The sequence below is a fragment of the Capnocytophaga leadbetteri genome, assembly GCF_003054025.1.
Taxonomy (GTDB): Bacteria; Bacteroidota; Bacteroidia; order Flavobacteriales; family Flavobacteriaceae; genus Capnocytophaga; species Capnocytophaga leadbetteri.
On the sequence record NZ_QBKG01000017.1, the window covers coordinates 23,095 to 44,144 of the forward strand.

Annotated in this window: 19 protein-coding genes; 11 read left to right on the plus strand and 8 right to left on the minus strand. The window is 38.2% G+C overall.

Features of this window, described 5'->3' with window-relative positions; genetic code table 11:
- Positions 1 to 13: 13 nt before the first annotated feature.
- Positions 14 to 2,431, plus strand: coding sequence for a glycoside hydrolase family 95 protein (locus tag C8P65_RS10445; RefSeq protein WP_107782752.1), 2,418 nt, complete (start codon positions 14 to 16; stop codon positions 2,429 to 2,431).
- Between the two features lie 69 nt (positions 2,432 to 2,500).
- Here the strand turns inward: C8P65_RS10445 and C8P65_RS10450 are convergent, their stop codons facing one another.
- Positions 2,501 to 4,159, minus strand: a complete 1,659-nt coding sequence (locus tag C8P65_RS10450; RefSeq protein WP_255359602.1) for a ribonucleoside-diphosphate reductase subunit alpha — start codon at positions 4,157 to 4,159, stop codon at positions 2,501 to 2,503.
- 162 nt (positions 4,160 to 4,321) lie between these two features.
- On the opposite strand from C8P65_RS10450, the gene C8P65_RS10455 reads away from it, so the two are divergent.
- From C8P65_RS10455 to bioA, 5 genes are all read left to right on the plus strand, one after another.
- Positions 4,322 to 5,152, plus strand: coding sequence for an SAM hydrolase/SAM-dependent halogenase family protein (locus C8P65_RS10455; protein ID WP_107782753.1), 831 nt, complete (start codon positions 4,322 to 4,324; stop codon positions 5,150 to 5,152).
- 85 nt (positions 5,153 to 5,237) lie between these two features.
- Positions 5,238 to 6,317: an efflux RND transporter periplasmic adaptor subunit gene (locus tag C8P65_RS10460; RefSeq protein ID WP_107782754.1), complete on the plus strand. Its 1,080-nt coding sequence runs from the start codon at positions 5,238 to 5,240 to the stop codon at positions 6,315 to 6,317.
- Between the two features lie 131 nt (positions 6,318 to 6,448).
- Positions 6,449 to 6,577 (plus strand): hypothetical protein, encoded by a 129-nt coding sequence (locus C8P65_RS12385; protein ID WP_281260417.1) that lies wholly within the window; start codon positions 6,449 to 6,451, stop codon positions 6,575 to 6,577.
- 28 nt (positions 6,578 to 6,605) lie between these two features.
- On the plus strand, positions 6,606 to 7,235 hold the full coding sequence (locus C8P65_RS10465; protein WP_107782755.1) for an endonuclease III domain-containing protein: 630 nt from the start codon (positions 6,606 to 6,608) through the stop codon (positions 7,233 to 7,235).
- Positions 7,232 to 8,509 (plus strand): adenosylmethionine--8-amino-7-oxononanoate transaminase, encoded by a 1,278-nt coding sequence (gene bioA, locus C8P65_RS10470; RefSeq protein ID WP_107782756.1) that lies wholly within the window; start codon positions 7,232 to 7,234, stop codon positions 8,507 to 8,509. Before C8P65_RS10465 ends, bioA begins: the two co-directional genes overlap by 4 nt.
- Before the next feature lie 78 nt (positions 8,510 to 8,587).
- Here the strand turns inward: bioA and lpdA are convergent, their stop codons facing one another.
- The 7 genes from lpdA to pyrE all read right to left on the minus strand — a co-directional run bounded on the left by lpdA (position 8,588) and on the right by pyrE (position 16,006).
- A complete protein-coding gene (lpdA, locus tag C8P65_RS10475; protein ID WP_009392936.1) occupies positions 8,588 to 9,985 on the minus strand; it encodes a dihydrolipoyl dehydrogenase in 1,398 nt (465 codons plus the stop codon).
- Between the two features lie 155 nt (positions 9,986 to 10,140).
- Complete coding sequence (locus tag C8P65_RS10480; protein WP_107782757.1) at positions 10,141 to 11,793, minus strand: DKNYY domain-containing protein; 1,653 nt, start codon at positions 11,791 to 11,793, stop codon at positions 10,141 to 10,143.
- A gap of 2 nt (positions 11,794 to 11,795) precedes the next feature.
- Positions 11,796 to 12,872, minus strand: a complete 1,077-nt coding sequence (locus C8P65_RS10485; RefSeq protein ID WP_107782758.1) for an AI-2E family transporter — start codon at positions 12,870 to 12,872, stop codon at positions 11,796 to 11,798.
- Between the two features lie 23 nt (positions 12,873 to 12,895).
- On the minus strand, positions 12,896 to 13,972 hold the full coding sequence (aroC, locus tag C8P65_RS10490) for a chorismate synthase (protein ID WP_107782759.1): 1,077 nt from the start codon (positions 13,970 to 13,972) through the stop codon (positions 12,896 to 12,898).
- Positions 13,973 to 14,365, minus strand: coding sequence for an orotate phosphoribosyltransferase (locus C8P65_RS10495; protein WP_107782760.1), 393 nt, complete (start codon positions 14,363 to 14,365; stop codon positions 13,973 to 13,975).
- A gap of 42 nt (positions 14,366 to 14,407) precedes the next feature.
- Entirely contained in the window at positions 14,408 to 15,178 is a 771-nt protein-coding gene (locus C8P65_RS10500) for a DUF695 domain-containing protein (RefSeq protein ID WP_107782761.1), read from the minus strand.
- A 186-nt stretch (positions 15,179 to 15,364) separates the two neighbouring features.
- Positions 15,365 to 16,006, minus strand: coding sequence for an orotate phosphoribosyltransferase (gene pyrE / locus C8P65_RS10505; RefSeq protein ID WP_107782762.1), 642 nt, complete (start codon positions 16,004 to 16,006; stop codon positions 15,365 to 15,367).
- A gap of 6 nt (positions 16,007 to 16,012) precedes the next feature.
- Here pyrE and C8P65_RS10510 point away from each other — a divergent pair, with 6 nt between their 5' ends.
- The 5 genes from C8P65_RS10510 (at position 16,013) to C8P65_RS10530 (ending at position 20,870) form a co-directional block, all read left to right on the plus strand.
- Positions 16,013 to 16,600, plus strand: a complete 588-nt coding sequence (locus C8P65_RS10510; RefSeq protein ID WP_107782763.1) for an NUDIX hydrolase — start codon at positions 16,013 to 16,015, stop codon at positions 16,598 to 16,600.
- A 29-nt stretch (positions 16,601 to 16,629) separates the two neighbouring features.
- Positions 16,630 to 17,166 carry a hypothetical protein gene (locus C8P65_RS10515; RefSeq protein WP_245887395.1) on the plus strand — a complete coding sequence of 179 codons (537 nt, stop codon included), beginning with the start codon at positions 16,630 to 16,632 and terminating at the stop codon, positions 17,164 to 17,166.
- Between the two features lie 165 nt (positions 17,167 to 17,331).
- Positions 17,332 to 19,734, plus strand: a complete 2,403-nt coding sequence (locus C8P65_RS10520) for a TonB-dependent receptor domain-containing protein (RefSeq protein WP_107782764.1) — start codon at positions 17,332 to 17,334, stop codon at positions 19,732 to 19,734.
- 17 nt (positions 19,735 to 19,751) lie between these two features.
- The gene (crcB, locus tag C8P65_RS10525; protein ID WP_107782765.1) at positions 19,752 to 20,129 is read left to right on the plus strand and encodes a fluoride efflux transporter CrcB; all 378 of its coding nucleotides are present in this window, start codon (positions 19,752 to 19,754) and stop codon (positions 20,127 to 20,129) included.
- A gap of 330 nt (positions 20,130 to 20,459) precedes the next feature.
- Positions 20,460 to 20,870 carry a hypothetical protein gene (locus C8P65_RS10530; protein ID WP_245887397.1) on the plus strand — a complete coding sequence of 137 codons (411 nt, stop codon included), beginning with the start codon at positions 20,460 to 20,462 and terminating at the stop codon, positions 20,868 to 20,870.
- Positions 20,871 to 21,050 lie beyond the last annotated feature (180 nt).

Below are 21,050 nucleotides of genomic sequence, written 5' to 3' on the forward strand. Positions count from 1 at the left end.
ATTACCAATATTTATGAAAACCAAATTATTAACAGTACTATTGTGCTGGGGAGTTTTTCTTTGGGCACAACCACAGGATGTTTCTGTAGTGTTTAAACAACCTGCTAAGCATTTCACAGAGAGTTTACCAATCGGTAATGGTAGATTAGGAGCTATGCTCTTCGGGAAAACAGATACCGACCGCATTGTACTAAATGAGATTTCGTTATGGTCTGGTGGATATCAGGAGGCCGATGACCCTGAAGCTCATACTTATCTGAAAGAAATTCAACAATTACTTTTAGAAGGTAAAAACTTAGAAGCACAAGCCCTACTACAGAAACATTTTATCGCACGAGGTAAAGGTTCGTGTCACGGTCAAGGTGCTAACTGCAGTTATGGATGCTATCAGGTATTTGCTGATTTGCTCTTAGATTGGAAAAATCAAACACTTGTGAAAGATTACAAGCGAACACTAAGACTTGATGAAGCTACAGCTATTACTACTTATACACGAGGTGATAACTCTATTGAGCAAGTAGCCTTTGCTGACTTTAAGAATAATCTTTTATGGATAAAAATTACAGGAACTAAACCCTTTGATTTGAATATTTCGCTCTTCAGAAAAGAAAATGCTACTATAAGCTATCAAAATAACCATATTACTCTTACAGGGGTACTACCTGATGACAAAAAGGAAGGCATGCACTTTGCCTCTGCTATAGATGTACAAACTGATGGCAAAGCTGAAAACAAAGAAAAAGCTATAGAGATACAAGCTGCTAAAGAGCTTATACTCAAGATAAGTATGGCTACAAACTACCAATATAAAAATGGAGGGCTTAGTAATGTATCTGTTAAAGAAAAGGCTGAGAGCTATCTACAGCGTTGTACCTCTTCTTTTGAAGCTGCTCTTGCTGAAAGCAAAACTATTTACCAAGGTTTATTCAATAAAAATCGCTGGTATGGCAACGCAAATAGTAATACCTCACACCTAAGTACTTACGAGCGTTTAGAGGGTTTCTACAAAGGTGACAAAGATGCTTTATTACCTATATTATACTACAATTTTGGTAGATATTTGCTTATCTCTTCATCGCGTGAAGGTCTTTTGCCTGCTAACTTACAAGGTTTATGGGCTGAAGAATATCAAACTCCTTGGAATGGAGATTATCACTTGAATATTAATATTCAGATGAATTATTGGTTAGCAGAAGCTACTAACCTATCAGAACTAACAGAACCTCTAAATCGTTTTACGAAAAACTTAGTTCCCAACGGATATAAAACAGCTAAAGCATATTACAATGCTGACGGGTGGGTAGCCCACGTGATTAGCAACCCTTGGTTTTATACTTCACCTGGTGAATCAGCAGTATGGGGCTCTACTCTTACAGGAGGCGCTTGGCTATGCGAACATATTTGGCAACACTACCTATTTACACACGATATAGACTTTCTCAAAGAATATTACCCTGTACTAAAACAAGCTACTGACTTTTTTGAAAGTCTACTTATCAAAGAGCCTAAAAAGGGGTATTGGATTACAGCTCCTTCTAACTCACCCGAAAATGCTTATTTACTACCTTCAAAAGGCAATAAAAAACAAGTTGGAAATACTTGTATAGCACCAACTATGGATATGCAGATAGTACGAGAGCTTTTTAGTAATACTATGCAAGCCGCTACTATTTTGGGGGTAGATAGTGATAAATTCAGCCAATGGACAGATATTATCAAACATACAGCTCCTAATCGTATTGGAAAAAAAGGAGACCTAAATGAATGGTTAGACGATTGGGAAGATGCTGACCCTCATCACCGACATGTATCGCATCTATATGGGCTATATCCTTATGATGAAATAACCCCTTGGGATACTCCTAAATTAGCAAAAGCTGCTGAGAAAACACTACAAATGCGTGGAGATGGTGGTACTGGATGGTCAAGAGCTTGGAAGATAAACTTTTGGGCACGACTACAGGATGGAAATCACGCCTTAGTTTTATTGCGTCAACTACTCCGACCCGTAAGTTCAGAAATAACTACCGGACAAGTAGGTGGCTCTTATGCTAACCTATTCTGTGCACACCCTCCTTTTCAAATAGACGGTAACTTTGGAGGTGCGGCAGGTATAGCCGAAATGCTCTTACAAAGTCACGGGAAGCAAAATGTGATTCGTTTTCTACCAGCACTCCCTTCCCACCCTGATTGGGAAAATGGCGTTATGAAAGGAATGAAAGCTCGCAATAATTTTGAAGTATCTTTCTCTTGGAAACAACACCAATTACAAGAAGCTACTATCACATCATTAGCAGGAGGAAAATGCTACTTATTATTACCTGCAGGTAAAAGTATTTATCACCATAATACAATGCTCATAAAAGGCTCTAAAAAAGCTAAAGTAGTTAGCTTTGATACCTTAAAAGGAGAAAGCTATCAGATTCAGTAATATAATTTATAACCAAAAAATAGGCTGCCTGAAGATTTTTTCAGGCAGCCTATTTTATTTTCTTTTTAGTTAGGCCTCGCAACTACTACAGTTTACAAAATTCATTATCATTTCTTTTGCTACAGACTGACTACGTTGGTAGTAAAGTGACTTAACTCCTAATTTCCACGCTTCAATCATCACTTTATTTACATCTTTAATAGGCATTACAGAAGGAATATTGAGGTTTAAGCTCTGACCTTGATCTATGTAGGCTTGGCGCTGTGCTGCTTGTGAGACAATCTCCATAGGAGAAATCTCTTTAAAAGTCTTAAATACGTTCTTTTCTAGCTGAGTAAGCTCTTGCAAATGCTGTACAGAACCATTATTTAAGCGTATAGAGCGCCATACATCTTCATTATTAAGCCCTTTTTCTTCTAACAATTGTGTGAGATATTTGTTCTTACGCATAAAGTTTCCTTTTGATAAGCCTACCTTATAATAATTGCTTGAATAAGGCTCTATACCTGGTGATACTTGCCCTAATATAGCCGAGCTTGAGGTAGTAGGAGCTATTGCCATAGTAGTCGTATTTCTTCTTCCATAACCTTTTAACAACTCAGGCTCTCCGTAAATATGAGCTAATTCTTTAGTAGCTTTATCAGCTTCTTCACGAATGTGCCTAAAAGTGCGTGCATTAAACTGAGTAGCTTCGAAGCTTTCAAAAGGTATCATATTACGTTGTAAGTACGAATGATAGCCTAATACTCCTAAGCCCAATGCTCTGTGGCGCATCGCAAACTTACGGGCTGCTTGCAGATAATAATTGCCTTTAGTCTTCTCGATAAACTCAGATAACACAGCATCTAAGAAGAAGACTGCTAATTTAACTGCCTTGGTATCTTTCCACTCATCAAAAAGTTCTAAGTTCATAGACGACAAACAGCAGATGAACGATTCTTCTTCGCTAGAAGGTAACATAATCTCACTGCACAAGTTGCTTGAGCGAATGAGCATATCTTTATCTTTATATACTTGTGGACGATTACGGTTTGCATTATCGGTAAACATAATATAAGGCAAACCTTTCTGTTGACGAGACTCGAGTACACGTGCCCAAAGGCGACGTTTCTCCATATCGCCGTCTATCATCTCTTGCATCCAATAATCTGGTACACAAATACCAAAAAAGAGATTTTGGATAGGAAATTCTACATCTTTTATCTGTAGAAATTCTTCTGCATCAGGGTGGTCAATGTCTAAGTAAGCAGCAAAAGCGCCTCGTCTTACTCCACCTTGTGACACTACGTCCATAGCAGAGTCAAAGAGCTTCATAAAGCTTACTGCACCACTCGACTTCCCGTTATCGGTTACCGCTGAACCTCTGCTACGCAACTCACCAAAATAACCAGAAGTACCCCCACCTATTTTGGTTTGCATAATCACCTCGCCCAATTTATGCGTAATTCCTTCTATGCTATCAGGTACGTGTACATTAAAGCAAGAAATAGGTAGGCCGCGTTCAGTACCCATATTAGCCCAAATAGGTGAAGAAAAACTAATCCACCCTTTGGTAATCATTTCTTTGAAAGCAGGCTGTAGCTCAGGCTTGTACAAACGGCGAGCCGCAGCGTGAGTAATACGATCTATCGCCCCCTCTACGCTTTCTCCTTTTAACAAATAGCCTCTGTTGAGTATTTGTTCTGACTCTTCATTGAGCCACCATATATCTTTTTGTTCGTTCATAATTTTCCTTTTTCGGGGTGCAAAGTAACAGCTTTAAATCCGAATTACAAAACATAAACAAAACATAAGTTATCAACAAAGTTTTTAACAATCTGCTAAAAACCTCTCTTTTAAGTTGTAAGATTCAACTTTTAATTATACTTTTGCATTGTTATTCAAATAAGTATGAAAATCATCACTCTCACTACCGATTTTGGGCTGCGCGACTATTCAGTAGGGGCAGTAAAAGGGGCTATTTACACCAAATGCCCTGATGCTCGTATTGTAGATATTTCACACTTAGTTTCTCCGTTTGATATTTTTCAGACTGCTTATATCCTCAAGAATGCTTATAAACACTTCCCTAAAGGTAGCACACACGTTATAGGAGTTGATGCCGAGCGCAATCCTGAAAAAAGACACTTACTAATGTTGCTAAACGGGCATTATTTCATTGGGGCTGACAATGGTATTTTTAACCTATTAGCTGAAGAAAATGAGCCTATACAGCTATTTGAAGTAGCTACTGATATACCTATTACCCTCTTCCCTACCCTAAATGTATTCCCATCAGTAGTTGAAAAAGTCTACAAAGGTCTTTCTCCTGAGCAAATAGGTGTTCCTACTGATAAATACCTAAGAGCTACTCATTTTAATCCAGAAGTTAGTTCTGATGGGACTTTTATCTATGGGGTAATTATTTATATAGACCATTACGGCAATGCTGTAAGCAATATATCTCGTTCTCTCTTTGAACGCATACAACAAAATCGCAAGTTTGAAGTGATTTTTAAGATGTTTTCTTTCCGCAAAATTTACAATCAATATAGTGACATCATCAATTTCAACTGTCCTCCAGAATCGCGAGCTACCCCTGATGGCGAAGGGATGCTACTTTTCAATGACCTTAACTACCTGCAATTCAGTATCTACAAAAGCGACAGACGCTCTGTAGGAGGAGCTTCTTCTCTCTTCGGAATGGACTATTATGACAGGGTATCAGTACATTTCTTGTGAAGTTTAGGAAACTTTTTTTGTTTATTAAGTTTTTTATATTACCTTTGCACCCGATTTTATAGTACAAATTAAGTTTTACTGACAAATGAAAAAAGTAATTACCACAATTATTATTCTTGCCTTAATAGGCTTTATGGCATTCAAACTGTATTCTAACAAACAGAAAAATGCTGAAGAAGTAGCTATTGTTGCCCAAAAAGAAGCACAAGTAGCTGTACGTGCTGCACAAGTAGCTGAAGAAAACATAGCCGACTTATTCTCTGCCAATGGTACTTTTGTAGCTGAACAAGACCTTGATGTATCTTCTGAAGTAGGAGGTCAAATTATCAAAATCTTCGTAAAAGAAGGTGACTTTGTAAGCGCAGGACAGGTTTTGGCTCAAACTAAAGCCGATAGAACCAATGTACAATTAGAAAATGCTAAAGCAGCTTTAGAAACTGCTGAAAGCGATCTTAAACGCTTTGAAAGTGCTTTTAAAACTGGTGGTGTGACCGCTCAACAGTTGGAACAAGTGCGTTTGCAAGTTAAAAATGCAGAAGCTAACTACAATTCAGCTGCTATCATATCGGGCGATACCTCTGTACGCAGCAAAATAAGCGGTATAGTAAGCAGCAAAAAAGTAGAAGAAGGGGCTATGGTAGGAGCGGGTACTCCCCTATTTAACGTTGTGAATATTGACAATCTAAAGTTGAAAATCACTGTTGATGAAAATCAAGTAAGTAAGCTGACATTAGGTCAAACCATTAAAATTAAACCTAGTACTATGACTAATGAGATAGAAGGTAAAATCATTTTTATAGCGCCAAAAGCTGACAGTGCTATGAAATTCCCTGTGGAAATATTAGTAGCCAACAAAGACAGAAAACTAAAAGCAGGTATGTATGCTACAGCTCAATTAGGGTCTGACACTCAATCTTCTACTGCCTTGGTAGTACCCCATTCAGCTTTCGTAGGTAGTGTGAGCCAAAATAAAATATTCAAAATTATCAACGGCAAAAATGCCCAAGGTGAGGATATACTACAAGCACAAGAAATAACCGTGAAGAGCGGTAGAAATTTTGGTAATAAAGTAGAGATTATCAGTGGATTAACTGCAGGCGAAAAGGTAATAATTAGCGGACAGATAAACATTGACAATGGTACACCCGTAAAAATAGTAGAATAAATTCAACACAAAAAACACACTGCAAAAAAGACGGTTCAGTAGCTACTGAACCGTCTTTTTTACGTTAATACTTTGCTAAAATAAAAAAAGACTGTACCTTTGTGGCATAATTAACAAAAATAGACAAAATTATGATACAGAAAATTAAAGATTTTTTCAGTACTGAATATGAACTGAAATTCAAAATGAAATTCTCAATAGGGAGTCTCCTCATTGTATTGTTAGTTATTGGCATAGGATTATGGTTCTTGCTAAACTAGTTTTTCATCACTCAAATACATTAATAAAGTGAAAAAGAAAGAAAAGGTAAACTTTATCATTGATACACTCGAAAATCTTTATCCAGAAATTACTATACCGCTACAGCACAAAGATCCTTACACACTTCTCATTGCGGTATTGCTTTCGGCTCAGACTACTGATGCACGGGTAAACCAAATCACCCCAATACTTTTTGCAAAGGCTGACAACCCATACGATATGGTGCTGCTTTCAGTAGACGAAATCAGAGAAATTATCAAACCTTTGGGACTCGCACCTATGAAATCTAAAGGGATACACGGACTTTCGCAAATACTCATCGACAAATATAATGGCGAAGTACCACAGACTTCCGAAGCCTTAGAAGCACTCCCCTCAGTAGGTCATAAGACTGCCAGCGTGGTGCTCTCTCAGGCTTTTGGCATTCCCACCTTTCCTGTTGATACACACATACACCGACTAATGCACCGTTGGGGACTATCAGACGGCAGTTCAGTAGTGCAAACTGAAAAGGACGCTAAACGCCTTTTCCCTAAGGAAAAATGGAACAAGCTACACGTGCAAATCATCTTATACGGACGCGAATACAGTCCGGCGCGTGGGTGGGATATGGAGAAGGATATAATAACCAAAACAATTATACAATCAAAAAAATGAATTTACAAGAATGTGACGAACTACACTTGTGGCACCCTTACACTCAGCACCAAACAGCTGCCAAGCCACTCGGAATCGTAAAAGGTAAAGATGCCCTACTATGGGGCGAAGATGGCAAAGAATATATCGATGCGATAGCCAGTTGGTGGGTAAACCCTTACGGGCATAGCAACGAACGTTTGGCTCAGGCTGCCTATAAACAGCTTACCCAGTTAGAACACGTACTCTTTGGAGGTTTTACTCATAAACCTGCCGTAGAATTAGCTGAAAAACTGATTAGTATACTGCCTAAGAACCAGCAGAAAGTCTTCTTTTCTGATAATGGATCTACTGCTGTAGAAATTGCTATCAAAATGGCATTACAATACTTCTTCAACAAAGGTGAAAAACGCTTTACAGTTATTGCTTTTGAAGGAGCTTTTCACGGTGATACTTTTGGCGCAATGGCAGCTTCAGGTATTTCTTTCTTTACCGAAGCTTTTCAAGAGCACTTACTGAAAGTAGTGCGTATACCCCTACCACAAAAAGGTAGTAAGGTCTCTGCTGAAGCCCTTAGAAAAGCTATTGCTGAACATCAGCCAGCTGCTTTTATATTTGAAGCCTTAGTGCAAGGAGCTTCGGGTATGCAAATCTATTCGCCTGAAGATTTAGACGAACTACTAAACATAGCACAAGCCAATGGGGTAATTACTATTGCTGATGAGGTAATGACAGGATTCGGACGCACAGGACGCACTTTTGCTTGTGACTACCTTAATCACAAGCCCGACATTATGTGCCTTTCTAAAGCTCTAACAGGCGGTACTATCCCTTTAGCGGTAACGACTGCAACCCAACGTATATTTGATGGATTTTACAGCAATGATATAAATAAAGCTCTTTTCCACGGGCATACCTTTACGGCTAACCCTACTGGTTGCGCTATTGCCTTAGAAGCTATTCGCATTTTAGAAAGTGAAGAGATGCAGCAAAACCTTAAGCGCATCGCTAAACGTCATCAGGCATTTGTAGCACATATTAGTCAGTATGCTTCAGTGGCCAATGCGCGTACTTTAGGAGTTATCTTAGCATTCGACCTTAAAACTACCCAAAATACTGATTATTATGGTTCTTTCCGCAACAGACTTTATAATTTCTTCATTTCTAAAGGAGTTATTTTGCGTCCTGTTGGTAATATTATTTATATATTACCTCCTTATATTATCACTGATGAGCAGTTAGATAGAGTATATGAGGTATTAGAAGAAGCTATACAACTGTTTTCTAATCAATAACAGCTTTGTAGGATATAAAATAAAAAACTCCAAGTAGAGAATATTCTTTACTTGGAGTTTTTTTATGATAATAATAAATTAAATATCAATAGCTTCGCCATAAGCAGCTGCTACCGCTTCTTTAACACCTTCGCTCATTGTTGGGTGAGGGTGTACCGCTTTGATAATTTCGTGACCAGTAGTTTCGAGTTTGCGAGCTACTACTGCTTCAGCAATCATATCGGTTACACCAGCTCCAATCATATGGCAACCTAACCATTCGCCATATTTAGCGTCGAAGATAACTTTGATAAATCCTTCAGTAGTACCTGCTGCGTTTGCTTTACCAGATGCTGTGAATGGGAATTTACCAACTTTTATCTCATAGCCTTTTTCTTTAGCTTGTTTTTCAGTAAGACCTACTGAAGCGATTTCTGGAGTGCAATATGTACAACCAGGAATATTGCCGTAGTTAATAGGCTCTACGTGTAATCCTTTTATCTTTTCAACGCAAAGGATACCTTCAGCTGATGCTACGTGTGCCAATGCTTGACCAGGCACTACGTCGCCAATAGCGTAATAACCAGGTACATTAGTTTGGTAGTACTCATTTACTTGGATTTTATCGCGGTCGGTTTTGATACCTACTGCTTCTAAACCTATGTTTTCGATATTTGTTTTGATACCTACAGCTGAAAGAAGAATATCAGCCTCAAGTACTTCTTCGCCTTTAGCAGTTTTTACAAATGCTTTTACACCTTTGCCTGAAGTATCTACCTTAGTAACCTCAGCTGAAGTCATAATGTTGATACCTGATTTCTTAAGGCTCTTTTCTAATTGTTTAGAGATGTCTTCATCTTCTACAGGTACAATATTAGGCATAAACTCTACGATAGTAACCTCAGTACCCATAGTATTGTAGAAGTGAGCGAACTCAATACCTATAGCACCACTACCTACTACAATCATTTTCTTAGGTTGCTCAGGTAAAGTAAGCGCTTGACGATAGCCTATAATTTTTTTACCGTCTTGAGGAAGCGCAGGCAATTCGCGTGAGCGAGCCCCTGTAGCGATGATGATATGGTCGGCGCTGTATTCGGTTACTTTGCCATCTTTGTCTTTTACATCAACCTTTTTACCCGGTTTGATAGTACCATAACCCATTATCACATCAATTTTGTTCTTTTTCATCAAGAACTGAACCCCTTTGCTCATAGTAGCAGCCACATCGCGGCTACGCTTGATAACTGCTGGGAAATCCTTGTCGAAAGAACCTTCTTTTACTTTGATACCATAGCTTTCAGCGTGCTTAAGATATTCAAACACTTGTGCTGATTTTAGCAAGGCTTTAGTAGGGATACAACCCCAGTTAAGACAGATACCACCAAGGTTTTCTTTTTCAACGATAGCGGTTTTGAAACCTAATTGAGAAGCGCGAATAGCAGTAACATACCCACCAGGACCACTTCCTAATACAATAATGTCGTATTTACTCATTTTTTTTAAAATTTATCAAGTTTGATATTAGGCTACAAAATTACGAATATTTTTTTGAATAAGCATCATTATTTTCCTTTTTTAATTATCCTTCTTTCGTATTAAAGTTATAATTATCTGAAAAATAATTCTTTATGGTATTTATAATTTATAGCTTATAGTTCAAAATCTTCTAATTCAGTACCTAAGAAGCGAATTTTAGCTCCACCTCCTAATTCGGTTAGCCAATAACCATCAACGTTTTTTAGAAGATAATAATTGGTATTAGGTTTTAAGTCTTGACTACACCCCTTTCGATAACCTGGATATATAGCGAGTATTTCAACCTTATCATTTTTGATAAGTCTATATTTTGTGTAATAAATATAATTCTTATCAGCTAAAAGATCAGCAGTTAGAAAACTAAGAGTTGTTATATCATACCCCTTAATAGGGATGAGTTTGGGATCATACTCATTGCTTTCATCATAATAATAGCCTTTATTTTTATCTTTATAAATATTGTACCATATTTTTTGAAAAGTAGTAGCATCTACCCCTTTTTGAGGTGTTTTATCTACATAAATTAGGTTATTGGCTTTGTATAACTCACTATCAAAATATTTTTGCTTTAGAATGCGTTCCCCTTTTAGATAAACGAAATCATAAACAGTAACTTTTCCTTCTTTTAGCAGTTGTACTTCCTTAGAGGTAAGGTTCATAAAAACCTCTTCGGTTGAGCTATTATATATTTGATTTTTGTAGAGTATTCCGCCGGCCTTGTCTTTAAATAAGTTTTTGCCATAAATAGGGGCTTCAGTATAGAAGAAAGGTAACTTTTTATCCCAATTATAGACTCCATTTTTGTCATATTGATAGTAATAAGCATCCTGAAGCTCAGCAAAAGTTGCAGCGTCGTATTGAGGTTTGGGGGTATTATCGCGGTATACCATAGTACCATCGGTAATGAAATTATTAAAGACTCTTACTTTGCTTAAGTTTTTAGTTGCGATAGGTAGTCTAAAGTCTTTACCCTTTGTTTTGTAGGAGTAGTAATCAATATAATAAACATAATTTTGGTCGATGAGATAAGACTCATTTAGAGCTTTGAGGGTAGGAATATGAAAGTAGTTAGGCAATTCAACAAGTTCTTTATCATAGTATAATACATATTGAGAGGTTTTTAGTATTTTTTTAGTAAGCTGTTGTACCCTTTCACCTTTATACATAAGTGGTTGAGATTGGTAAAAGGTGCCATTTTTATCAGAAATATAGTTTTCAGTAGCTAAGTCTTTACGAATAGAAGCAAGGTCGGCATCTGGTACTATCGTTACTTTTCCATTATTAATATAATATAGATGATATTCGTCTTTTAAATAATCATAATAGATATTTTCAAAAGTAGCAGGGCTGCTAATAGCAATCTCTTTGTTGGCTATATAAGCCTTTTGAAGAGTACGCCAAATAGGCACTATTTCCTTTTTATCGATTATTAGGTCTGAACCTATAATCTTAAAAGCATTAGTATCTATAGGGAAAAAATTATTTTGGTAATAGATTCCATTTTTATCAATAGCCATACCATAATCATAGTTTTTTATACTAAAAGTAAGCATATCGGGACACTGCACAAAAAGACTATCTCTGGTTTGGAATATAACATAATCTTTGTTAAAAATAAAGCCCTCTACATATTTGTAACGTACATTCCAATTCTTTTTTACAGTTAGGCTATCTGCCTTAGTAGCATCGGTAACTTTTAAGCCTTCTGCTTGGGCCGAAAGGTTTTGCATAAAGCAAAGAAACAAAAAAAGAATAAGATATTTCATAACTATAGATTTTTAGTAAGCAGTCCGACTACTTTATTATTAGGAAAAAACTCTTTTAAAACTACTTTTAAAACGGTATAAGCGGGAATAGCTACTACCATACCTATGATGCCAAAAAGTGTACCACTAATAAGAGTAATCAAAAAAATCTCTAAAGCAGTTGATTTTACTGAATTTGAAAAAATAATAGGTTGTGAAAATACATTATCAATAAATTGGCCTACAATAAAGCCTATTAGGACATAAATAGTAGTAGGCAAGCTAACAGTCATAAAGTCGTTTTGTAGGTTGCTGCTCATCGTTAGCAATGCCATTAGCACAAAGCTTATCATAGGACCTATATAAGGAATAAGATTAAGCATAGCACAGAGCAACGCTATGATAAAAGCATTTTCTACCCCAAAAATAAGCAATACAATAGTATAAACAACAAAAAGTATAGTGATTTGGAGTATAAGTCCTACAAAATAACGCGATAACAGATTGTTTATCTTGAAAATAGAAGTCTTTAATTTGCGTTTTCGCCTAGGAGAAAAGATAGAAAGTAGGGAAATAAGTATTCTGTCGCCGTCTTTCATAAAGAAAAAAGTGATGAAGAGTACTGAAAAGAAACCTGCTCCAAAATTGCTAATAAAGGAAATAAACGAGTTGAGAAAGTTAGGAATATCAATAAAGTTTAACATCTCTTGTACACCAAAAGAATAGTCTTCTCTTTCTAACCCAACCTTACTAAGAGTTTGATGTATAAGAGCATCAAGATTATCTTTTAGCAAATCAATATTAAGGCTTGATAGGTTCTTGCCTTGTGATATGAGTAAGGGAATAAACATACTGAATACTCCGAGACTGAGCAGTACAAAAAGCAACATAGTAAGTACCACACAGAGAGTTTCACTCTTTATCCTCAGTTTTTTGCGGAAGAAATAAATAAGAGGTTTGCCCATTAGCGTCAGTACTAATGAGACGATAAGATAAACGATAATAGATTGTAGCAAATAAAGGGTATACAGCCCTACTACTACTAAAACAATGATTGCTACGGCACGCAATATGCCATTTGCTATTTCTTTTGAGGTCATTTGTAATAATTTTGAATTATGGATTATAAATTACCATTTGCCTTTACAGCTTTATTCAATAGGTGAAAATCTAATAGTACCATTGCGGTCATTGCCTCGACAATGGGGACGGCACGGGGTACTACGCAGGGGTCGTGCCTGCCTTTGCCTTGTATCTCTACGATGTTGCCCCTGCTATCGAGAGCGGGTTGTGACTGCATAAGGGTTGCTACGGGCTTAAAAGCTACCCGAAAATAAATGTCCATACCATTGCTAATGCCTCCTTGTATGCCCCCTGAATAGTTGGTTTGGGTAGTGCCATCGGGGTTGAAAAGGTCGTTGTGCTGACTGCCTCGCATTGTTGTACCCGCAAAGCCACTGCCATATTCAAAGCCTTTTACGGCATTGATAGAGAGCATCGCCTTACCGAGTTGTGCGTGGAGCTTGTCGAACACAGGTTCGCCCCAACCTACGGGTACCCCTTTTACTACACAGCTTACCACTCCGCCCACCGTATCACCCTCCTTGCGTATGGCTTTGATATAGGCTTCCATTTGTTCGGCTAAAATAGGGTCGGGACAGCGTACGGCATTGGTTTCGGCTATGGCTAAATCAAGATTAGTGTAGGGTTGGGTAAGGGAAAGCTCGCCTACACTCGACACATAAGCGTTGATTTGTATTCCTTTGAGTACCTGTTTGGCAATAGCTCCTGCTACCACACGGCTGACCGTTTCGCGTGCTGATGAGCGTCCGCCCCCGCGAACATCACGAATGCCGTATTTCTGTTGATACACATAATCGGCGTGGCTGGGGCGATATACCTCGGCTATATGGGCATAGTCGGCTGAATGCTGATTTTCGTTTTCAATGATAAAGCCAATGGGCGTGCCGGTAGTTTTACCGTCTAAAATACCCGAAAGGAAGCGTACCTTGTCGCCCTCTTTGCGCTGGGTGACAATAGCTGACTGCCCCGGACGACGGCGGTTGAGTTCGTGCTGTATGGCTTCAAAATCTAAAAGGATATTAGGAGGGCAACCATCGATGATGCCTCCTAATGCCTCGCCGTGCGACTCGCCAAAGGTGGTAAGCCTAAAAAGTGTACCAAAGCTATTGCCTGCCATTTATAAGTCCTTCATTTTAGTTACTAATACTTCTATAAACTTGCTAATGGGCGTTTTGACCATCATCGCCATTACAGGGTTGAAGTCCCCTTTGAAGAGCAGTTGTACTTCGCTTTCCTTATCTGATATTTCAGCAATATTGGCAGTAAGCTGAAAGGGAATTTTGCCATTGGCTTCGCCTAATACTAACTGACTATCGGGGGTGGTGCTTTTCTTTTCTAACGAAATTTCGGGCATTCCCTTAAGAGCAAACACAAAAGATGTATCGCTGAGTTTTTGAAATTTGCTGATGTTGTCGGGCATCAGGCGTTCAAAGGTTTCTACCTTTTCTAAAAGAGCAAAGAGGTCTTTTGCACTTTTGGGGACGATTGTTTTTGGGGTTTCTAAATTCATTGGATAATTTGCCGATTTGGTGCGAGCCGCACGAGCGATTAATTATTTTACTAAAACGGTTTCCCAGCCGTCATACTGGCCATTGGTATCGAGGGCTACATCTATCAAATCCCAAGTGTCGCTATTAATATCATCGACTGTATTTACTTTAGAAAGGATGAGATGATAGTAAGCCTCTTGAGAAGTATCGCCTTCTTCGGGCTCTACCCTACCGCTATCTTCTACCTTATACCCCAAAGCTATTACTTTGCTAAGGGCGCTGTTCATATCCTTTTCTGTATCAAAATACAACCAATGCTCTATGGGGCGTTCTTGGTCGGTATGGTCGCCAGACTCTTCGCAATGGCGGCGCACCGCACTGTTTTTGATGCTTTGGTGTTCGTAGATATTGGGGTAAAGATAGTCGGAATATATCTCCCAATTAGGGTCATCTACGATACGTATTTCAGGTTCGTAATCGGTGATATTTGTGAAAGCCTTTTCGATATTGGCTGCCAATAAAGGAGCCTCTTGTGTATAGTAAAACCAAGTTGTATTGCCCTGATAAGTTACAACTCCAGCTAAAAAATCAGTATCTTTTAGCGAAGGCATTATAATATCTTCAATGTTATAGAGGCGTTCTCTTTCCTCATCGGTAGTAAAACCGTGCTCATCGGGTGCTTTAAGGACAAGGTTTAGCCTTACACATTGGGTATACCCCTCTATAGGGAAGTCTATTTCGCCTATACCTAAATTGATGCGAAACACAGCGGGCTTATCTTCTACTCTACCGATATAGACTGCCCAGTTTTCGGGGATTTCTATTTTTTGCATAGTTATTTTTTTTATACTTAGTTTATTGATAATTTTTATATTGACATCCCCCCTTAACACATACTCGGCTGCACCAGCTCGCCGACTTTCTTTCGCTCATCCTTCGGTGAACCTTCGCTCATCCTTCGGTGGGACAGGTGAGACAAGTGGGACAAGTGAGATGGGGCGATATCATTGGCAAATTGACTAATTGCGCCACGTGTCGGGGCTTTTGCGCCATTCTTTGAGGGTATCGAGTTCGTGTTCGCCAATATAGCCTATTTCTAAGGCTTTGACCAGCAGATGGTCGTAATCGCTGAGGGTGTGGAGGGTGAGCTTTTCAGCGGCAAAATTAGCATTGGCTACCTCAAAATTATAGGAGAAGATAGCTACCATACCTAATACCTCAGCCCCAAAGTCGCGGAGGGCTTTTACAGCATTGAGGCTGCTCATACCGGTGCTGATGAGGTCTTCAATAACAATTACGCGCTGTCCTGCAGTTAGCAATCCCTCTATCTGGTTCTGACGACCATGTTTTTTAGGCTCAGGGCGTACATATACGAAAGGCAACCCCAGCACGTTAGCTACTAACATACCCATACCAATAGCCCCTGTAGCTACCCCTGCTACTACTTCGGCAGTAGGATAATGGCTTTTTATATAGGTAGCCATAGTATTGGCTACATAATTGCGAACCTCTGGAAATGAGAGGATTATGCGGTTGTCGCAATAAATAGGCGATTTCCAGCCACTCGCCCAAGTAAAATAATTTTCAGAATTCAATTTTATTGCGTTAATTTGCAGTAAAAATTCGGCGGTACTTTGTGCCGTAGTGTTATCTAATATCATAATGTTATGAATGAAATATTTTTAGACGATAAGTCGATTATTTTGACAAATGTACAAGAAAATATTGAGAATGAAAAATATTTTCGGTTAAAAGATGTAAGCCTTGATGAAATCATCGAAGCACTAAGCCATAATGAGGTAGAGAGAATATACCTCTATCACCCTAAGGCTGAGAAACTTATGAAGAAATTTAAGCAGCTTATCCCCACTATAAAAGCAGGCGGTGGCATAGTGTATAATCAGGAGGGTAAAGTGCTGCTTATCAAAAGAAATGGCAAGTGGGATTTGCCTAAAGGAAAGAAAGAAAAGGGCGAAAATATTGCTACTTGTGCGCTGCGCGAAGTAGAGGAAGAAACGGGCGTAAAAAAGCTGCTCATACAGCGTTTTAGGACGATTACTTACCATATATTTAAACGCGATGGACACTACTTTCTGAAAGAAACTTATTGGTATGATATGACGACTACTTATAAGAAAAAATTAGTGCCCCAAACGGAAGAGGGTATAGAAAAAGTTTGTTGGAAAGATGAGGCTACCGCTAAAGAATTAGCAAAAAGCTCGTATAAGAATATACAGTTAGTATTTAGTCGCTAGTATTTAGTGGTTAGTCGCTAGTCGTTAGAATGTTAGCCAATTTTAAAGATAAACAAGTTATGAAGCATATTCCTACCACAAAAAAGCATATTGTTCTTAGAGAGCGATACAAGGAAATCACTTTCTGTGTGATGTATGAAAGTGTTAATGGTGGTATTGTAGAGAAGTTTAACCAAGGTTCGCAAAGCAAGACTGAAAAATACAAGAATATTGAGGCTTTAAAAATTTTGGCTAATAATGGCAAACAGTACCGTTTATTACCTGTAATTCAAGATGGGAAGAAGAACCCTGATGCTTTTAATTTGCTGTCTTTAAAATATGTAGATATAAAAGTAGCAGAAAGTACTAATGGTAAAAATGCTATTCAGAGTGCTTTGAAAGAAGCTAATAAGCAGGAGGTTTCAGAAGTTATTATTCATTTTACTCAAGAATTAGAGTCTAACCGAGAAGCTTTTGATATGCTAAAAGCAACATTTAAACAAAAACGTGCAAAAAATATAAAAGCAATCACTTTTATTATGCCTGATAAAAGAGTGTTGCAAGTAAATACAGACCGATTTAAATAACAAGGAGGCAAACTGAATTATTATCAATTTGCCTCCCGGAGGGGTGAAGGCTTATAGAGACCCGAAGTCTCGTCCCGCACCATTCAAAACAACTTTTGCTGTTTTGCGGTGCAAAGATAATACTTTTTATATAAGTATGCAAATTCTATATAAAACTTTTTAAAAATGAAAAACATTATTTCTTTTATTTGTCTTCTTTTAGGAGGCACTACCCTTTGTGCACAAACGCAATATACCGTAAAAGGTTTTGTGCATAATGCTTCGCTTGAAGGTATTGCTAATGTCACCATCAAAGTATTGGATGCGGATACTAATGTGATAGTAAGTGAACCCATTACTGAAAGCAATGGGCTTTTTAGCTTTTCGTCTGCTAAACGCAATTTGCGTATTTATATTGAAAGTACAGGCGATTACTTGTCGTATACCGGTGAACCTTTCTTGCTGAATAAGAACATTGAGTTGCTCTCTATACCTCTTGCTTCTTCCCTTGCTTTGAAAGAGGTAGTGGTAACGACTACAAAAAGGAAGTCCGCCGTGTATATGGAGCAAGGAAAAATAGTGTTTTCGCCAAAAAATAGTCTTACTCATCAGCAGGGTACAGCTCTTGATGCCCTGAAAAGCACTCCTAATGTGGTAGTAGACAATCAAAATCACCTGAGCATTGGCGGAAAAAGCAATGTGTTGGTTCTTATTAATGGCAAACCTACTTATATGCAGCCTGATGATTTGGCAAATTACCTAAAATCTATCCCTATAGCACAAATTAAAAAGACGGAATTGCTGCTCAATCCGCCAGCTGAATACGAAGCGCAAGGAGGGGCTGGAGCAGTGAATATTGTACTCGACAAAAAGACAATAGAAGGGACATTCTTATCGCTGAACAATGGGGTATCGTATTGGTGGAACTTGCGACAAAACACCGAACTACAATTGCAACACGGCGTGAAGAAAGGTATTTTGCATTTGGGGTACAATCACCAATTAGGACACTATGCAATGGATTACGGCAGCGAGCGCGTACAAAACGGACTGCGGTACGAAAGTCCGACAGATGATACTGAGAAGCGCAAGACCATAGCGGGGCATATAGGCTACGACTATTGGCTTGACCAACGGCACTCTTTAGGCGCACAACTGGCTGCTAATACGCTATTTGGAAAGGGAACGACCAGCACCACTACTCGCTTTTTCAACACAGCTAATGTATTGGAAAAAACGCTATCGGGCTATAACGATTACTTTATGCAGAAAGCTAATCGCTATAGCGCTAATGTTTATTATACTTTTAGTCCTTCGGATAACGAGCGCTATCAGTTGGACATTGATTACGCTTTTTTTGATGGAGGCTCTGGCAATAGGCAACCCAACACCTATCGTTCGCCAGCGGGTGCCATACTTTCTCACGAGACTTACCTATCAGAAAACGATAGAAAAATACATATTTTTGCTACTTCTTTCCGTTCAGAATTACCCTTATGGGGCGGTAGCCTTACGGCAGGCGCTAAGTATTCGCAAGTCTTTTCAGACAATAGTTTTCAGTTCTTTAGACAATTGCCTACCTATAACCTCATAGATGTAAACCGCTCGAATGCTTTTGACTTCAAAGAGCGTATTTTTGCCGTGTATGCCCAGTATCATTACCCTATCACCGAACGTTTGAGTGCTGAGGTAGGCCTACGCAATGAAACTACTTTTTCTAAAGGACAGTTATTGCCCGAAAAAGGGAGTGCTTCAACACCCCAAGAACACCGAAAGCACTATACTAACTTCTTCCCTACTCTTAATTTGCAGTACCAATGTAACGATAACCTACAGCTATTTGCAGGCTATAGCACTCGCATCAACCGACCTGAGTACCAAAATCTCAATCCGTTTGAATACCTTTTAGACGAACTATCGTATTGGAAAGGTAATCCGTTTTTATTGCCCGAAAAGATACAAAAAGCTACCTTTTCGGCTTCGTATAAAAAGACTTCTTTTACAATGGCTTATAGTTACTCTACCGATTTTTTTAGCAGTATCAATGAGCCTTTTCAAGCTAATAAAATCATTTCTATCCCTAAGAATATAGGCAAGCAGCACCATTTGCTCTTTTCGCTCTATCAAGAACTGAATTGGGGCAATGGCTATCAGACAACTTTCACTCCTAACCTGAGCTATATAGAGAACAAAGGGGCGGTAATAGAGGGGAGCTCCTTGCACCTACACAGGTGGCAGTACAGTCTGACAATGCAAAATTATTTTCGCTTGCCTTACCAACTGAAAGGAGAGCTTACAGCGGTTTACAATTCGCGTAGGTTGGCGGGTATTAACGAAATAGCGAAGTCTTCTGGCGGAATAGATATTGGTTTGCAACGCCTTTTCTTAAACGACCGCCTTACAGCTACTTTTAGCTTTACTGATATTTTTCACACTCAACGTTGGGATAGCGAGAGCCATTTGCCTAACTTAGACCTATACGCCTATGGTAATAGCGAAAGTCGACAGGTGAAATTGAACCTTACTTACCAATTTGGAAAAGCGAAAGAGGTACATACAAGCGAAGTGGAAGAGGTAGGAAGATTGTAATAATAAATAACTAAAAAATGACAAAAGAAATACTAATAGTAGGAGTTGGTAGCTTTGCCGGTGGAGCCTTGCGCTATATACTCTCGGTATGGCTTAGCAAGTTAGGACGCTTATGGGCATTCCCCATAGGTATTATGGTAATAAATATACTAGGCTGCTTTTTGATAGGGGTATTGTATGGGTACTTCAAAAGCAAAGCCACTACAGACCCTGTATTGCCTTTGCTACTGATGACGGGCGTTTTAGGGGGCTTTACTACTTTCTCTACTTTTTCGTTTGAAACTGTACAGCTATTGCAACAAAACGAATGGCTAAAAGCAGCGCTTTACGTAGTAGGGAGTGTAGGATTAGGGGTTGTGGCTTGCTATTTGGGAATGAGACAATTTGGGAATTAGCAAATTAGGAAATTAGCAAATTAGGAAATTAGCAAATTTGAGGGGGTAGATAGGGGGTAAAAGTTCCTAAATTTTGGTGTTATTTTTAAAATTACTAATTTTTTGGAACTTTTATTTTATTGTAAGGAAAAGTTTAAACAGCTTCAAAGAGAAAAAATTAACAAGTGAGTTTAAACATTCGTTACGCAAGTAAGGAGGAAGTAATTGATAAGGAATGAGCGATACGCTCTTATTATAAAGCTCGCGCCAGCAGGGGAAATTAAAGCTCACAAATAAAAAGAAAAATGTAATAAAATTCAGAACTTTATAACTTTATAAAATCACAATAAAATGTTTAAACTAAATTCTAAAATAGATAATGTAAGAGATTATGTTATCTATAAAGGCAAACCTTATTACATCAACACATCACACGAAATTCAATGTGGTGAAAAAAAACAAATGCTTTATAAAACACCACTAAGCCCGCTTGTTACCTTTAATAATAAGTTCTATTGTAGTGAGTGGGAGAATAATTACAAAATTTTTGATGAAAATTTGGAGTTGGTAGAAGAGGGCGAAGATAAAGTTTTTTTGTATTTATCCAACGATTATTTAGAAACACAATATTCAAATGAATATCTAGAGGATATTACTGCCATTATAGATAAAAATGAAAATCTCATAGTATTAGGAAATATTGACAATTTTTCTATAAGTTTTTTCCAAATGGGTATATATATATATATACAAAAAGAATAAAATATATGATGATGTGATGTCTATCAGAGCTTTTTCTATTCAAGAGAAAGAGCATCTATGGGAGTTTTCTCTTGCTTCATTTGGAAAGTGGAAAAATTCGTGGGATGAAGAAAGATTTTTTGAGGTATATAAACTTATAGGTATATATAACAATATTCTTTGGGCTTTTATAGAGATAGG

Bases quoted from the DNA above. Each gene is read 5' to 3' on its own strand.
- C8P65_RS10445 (WP_107782752.1), top strand. From the start codon at position 14: ATGAAAACCAAATTATTAACAGTACTATTGTGCTGGGGAGTTTTTCTT.
- C8P65_RS10455 (WP_107782753.1), top strand. From the start codon at position 4,322: ATGAAAATCATCACTCTCACTACCGATTTTGGGCTGCGCGACTATTCA.
- C8P65_RS10460 (WP_107782754.1), top strand. From the start codon at position 5,238: ATGAAAAAAGTAATTACCACAATTATTATTCTTGCCTTAATAGGCTTT.
- C8P65_RS12385 (WP_281260417.1), top strand. From the start codon at position 6,449: ATGATACAGAAAATTAAAGATTTTTTCAGTACTGAATATGAACTGAAA.
- bioA (WP_107782756.1), top strand. From the start codon at position 7,232: ATGAATTTACAAGAATGTGACGAACTACACTTGTGGCACCCTTACACT.
- lpdA (WP_009392936.1), bottom strand. From the start codon at position 9,985: ATGAGTAAATACGACATTATTGTATTAGGAAGTGGTCCTGGTGGGTAT.
- C8P65_RS10480 (WP_107782757.1), bottom strand. From the start codon at position 11,793: ATGAAATATCTTATTCTTTTTTTGTTTCTTTGCTTTATGCAAAACCTT.
- C8P65_RS10485 (WP_107782758.1), bottom strand. From the start codon at position 12,872: ATGACCTCAAAAGAAATAGCAAATGGCATATTGCGTGCCGTAGCAATC.
- aroC (WP_107782759.1), bottom strand. From the start codon at position 13,972: ATGGCAGGCAATAGCTTTGGTACACTTTTTAGGCTTACCACCTTTGGC.
- C8P65_RS10495 (WP_107782760.1), bottom strand. From the start codon at position 14,365: ATGAATTTAGAAACCCCAAAAACAATCGTCCCCAAAAGTGCAAAAGAC.
- C8P65_RS10500 (WP_107782761.1), bottom strand. From the start codon at position 15,178: ATGCAAAAAATAGAAATCCCCGAAAACTGGGCAGTCTATATCGGTAGA.
- pyrE (WP_107782762.1), bottom strand. From the start codon at position 16,006: ATGATATTAGATAACACTACGGCACAAAGTACCGCCGAATTTTTACTG.
- C8P65_RS10510 (WP_107782763.1), top strand. From the start codon at position 16,013: ATGAATGAAATATTTTTAGACGATAAGTCGATTATTTTGACAAATGTA.
- C8P65_RS10515 (WP_245887395.1), top strand. From the start codon at position 16,630: ATGTTAGCCAATTTTAAAGATAAACAAGTTATGAAGCATATTCCTACC.
- C8P65_RS10520 (WP_107782764.1), top strand. From the start codon at position 17,332: ATGAAAAACATTATTTCTTTTATTTGTCTTCTTTTAGGAGGCACTACC.
- crcB (WP_107782765.1), top strand. From the start codon at position 19,752: ATGACAAAAGAAATACTAATAGTAGGAGTTGGTAGCTTTGCCGGTGGA.
- C8P65_RS10530 (WP_245887397.1), top strand. From the start codon at position 20,460: ATGTTTAAACTAAATTCTAAAATAGATAATGTAAGAGATTATGTTATC.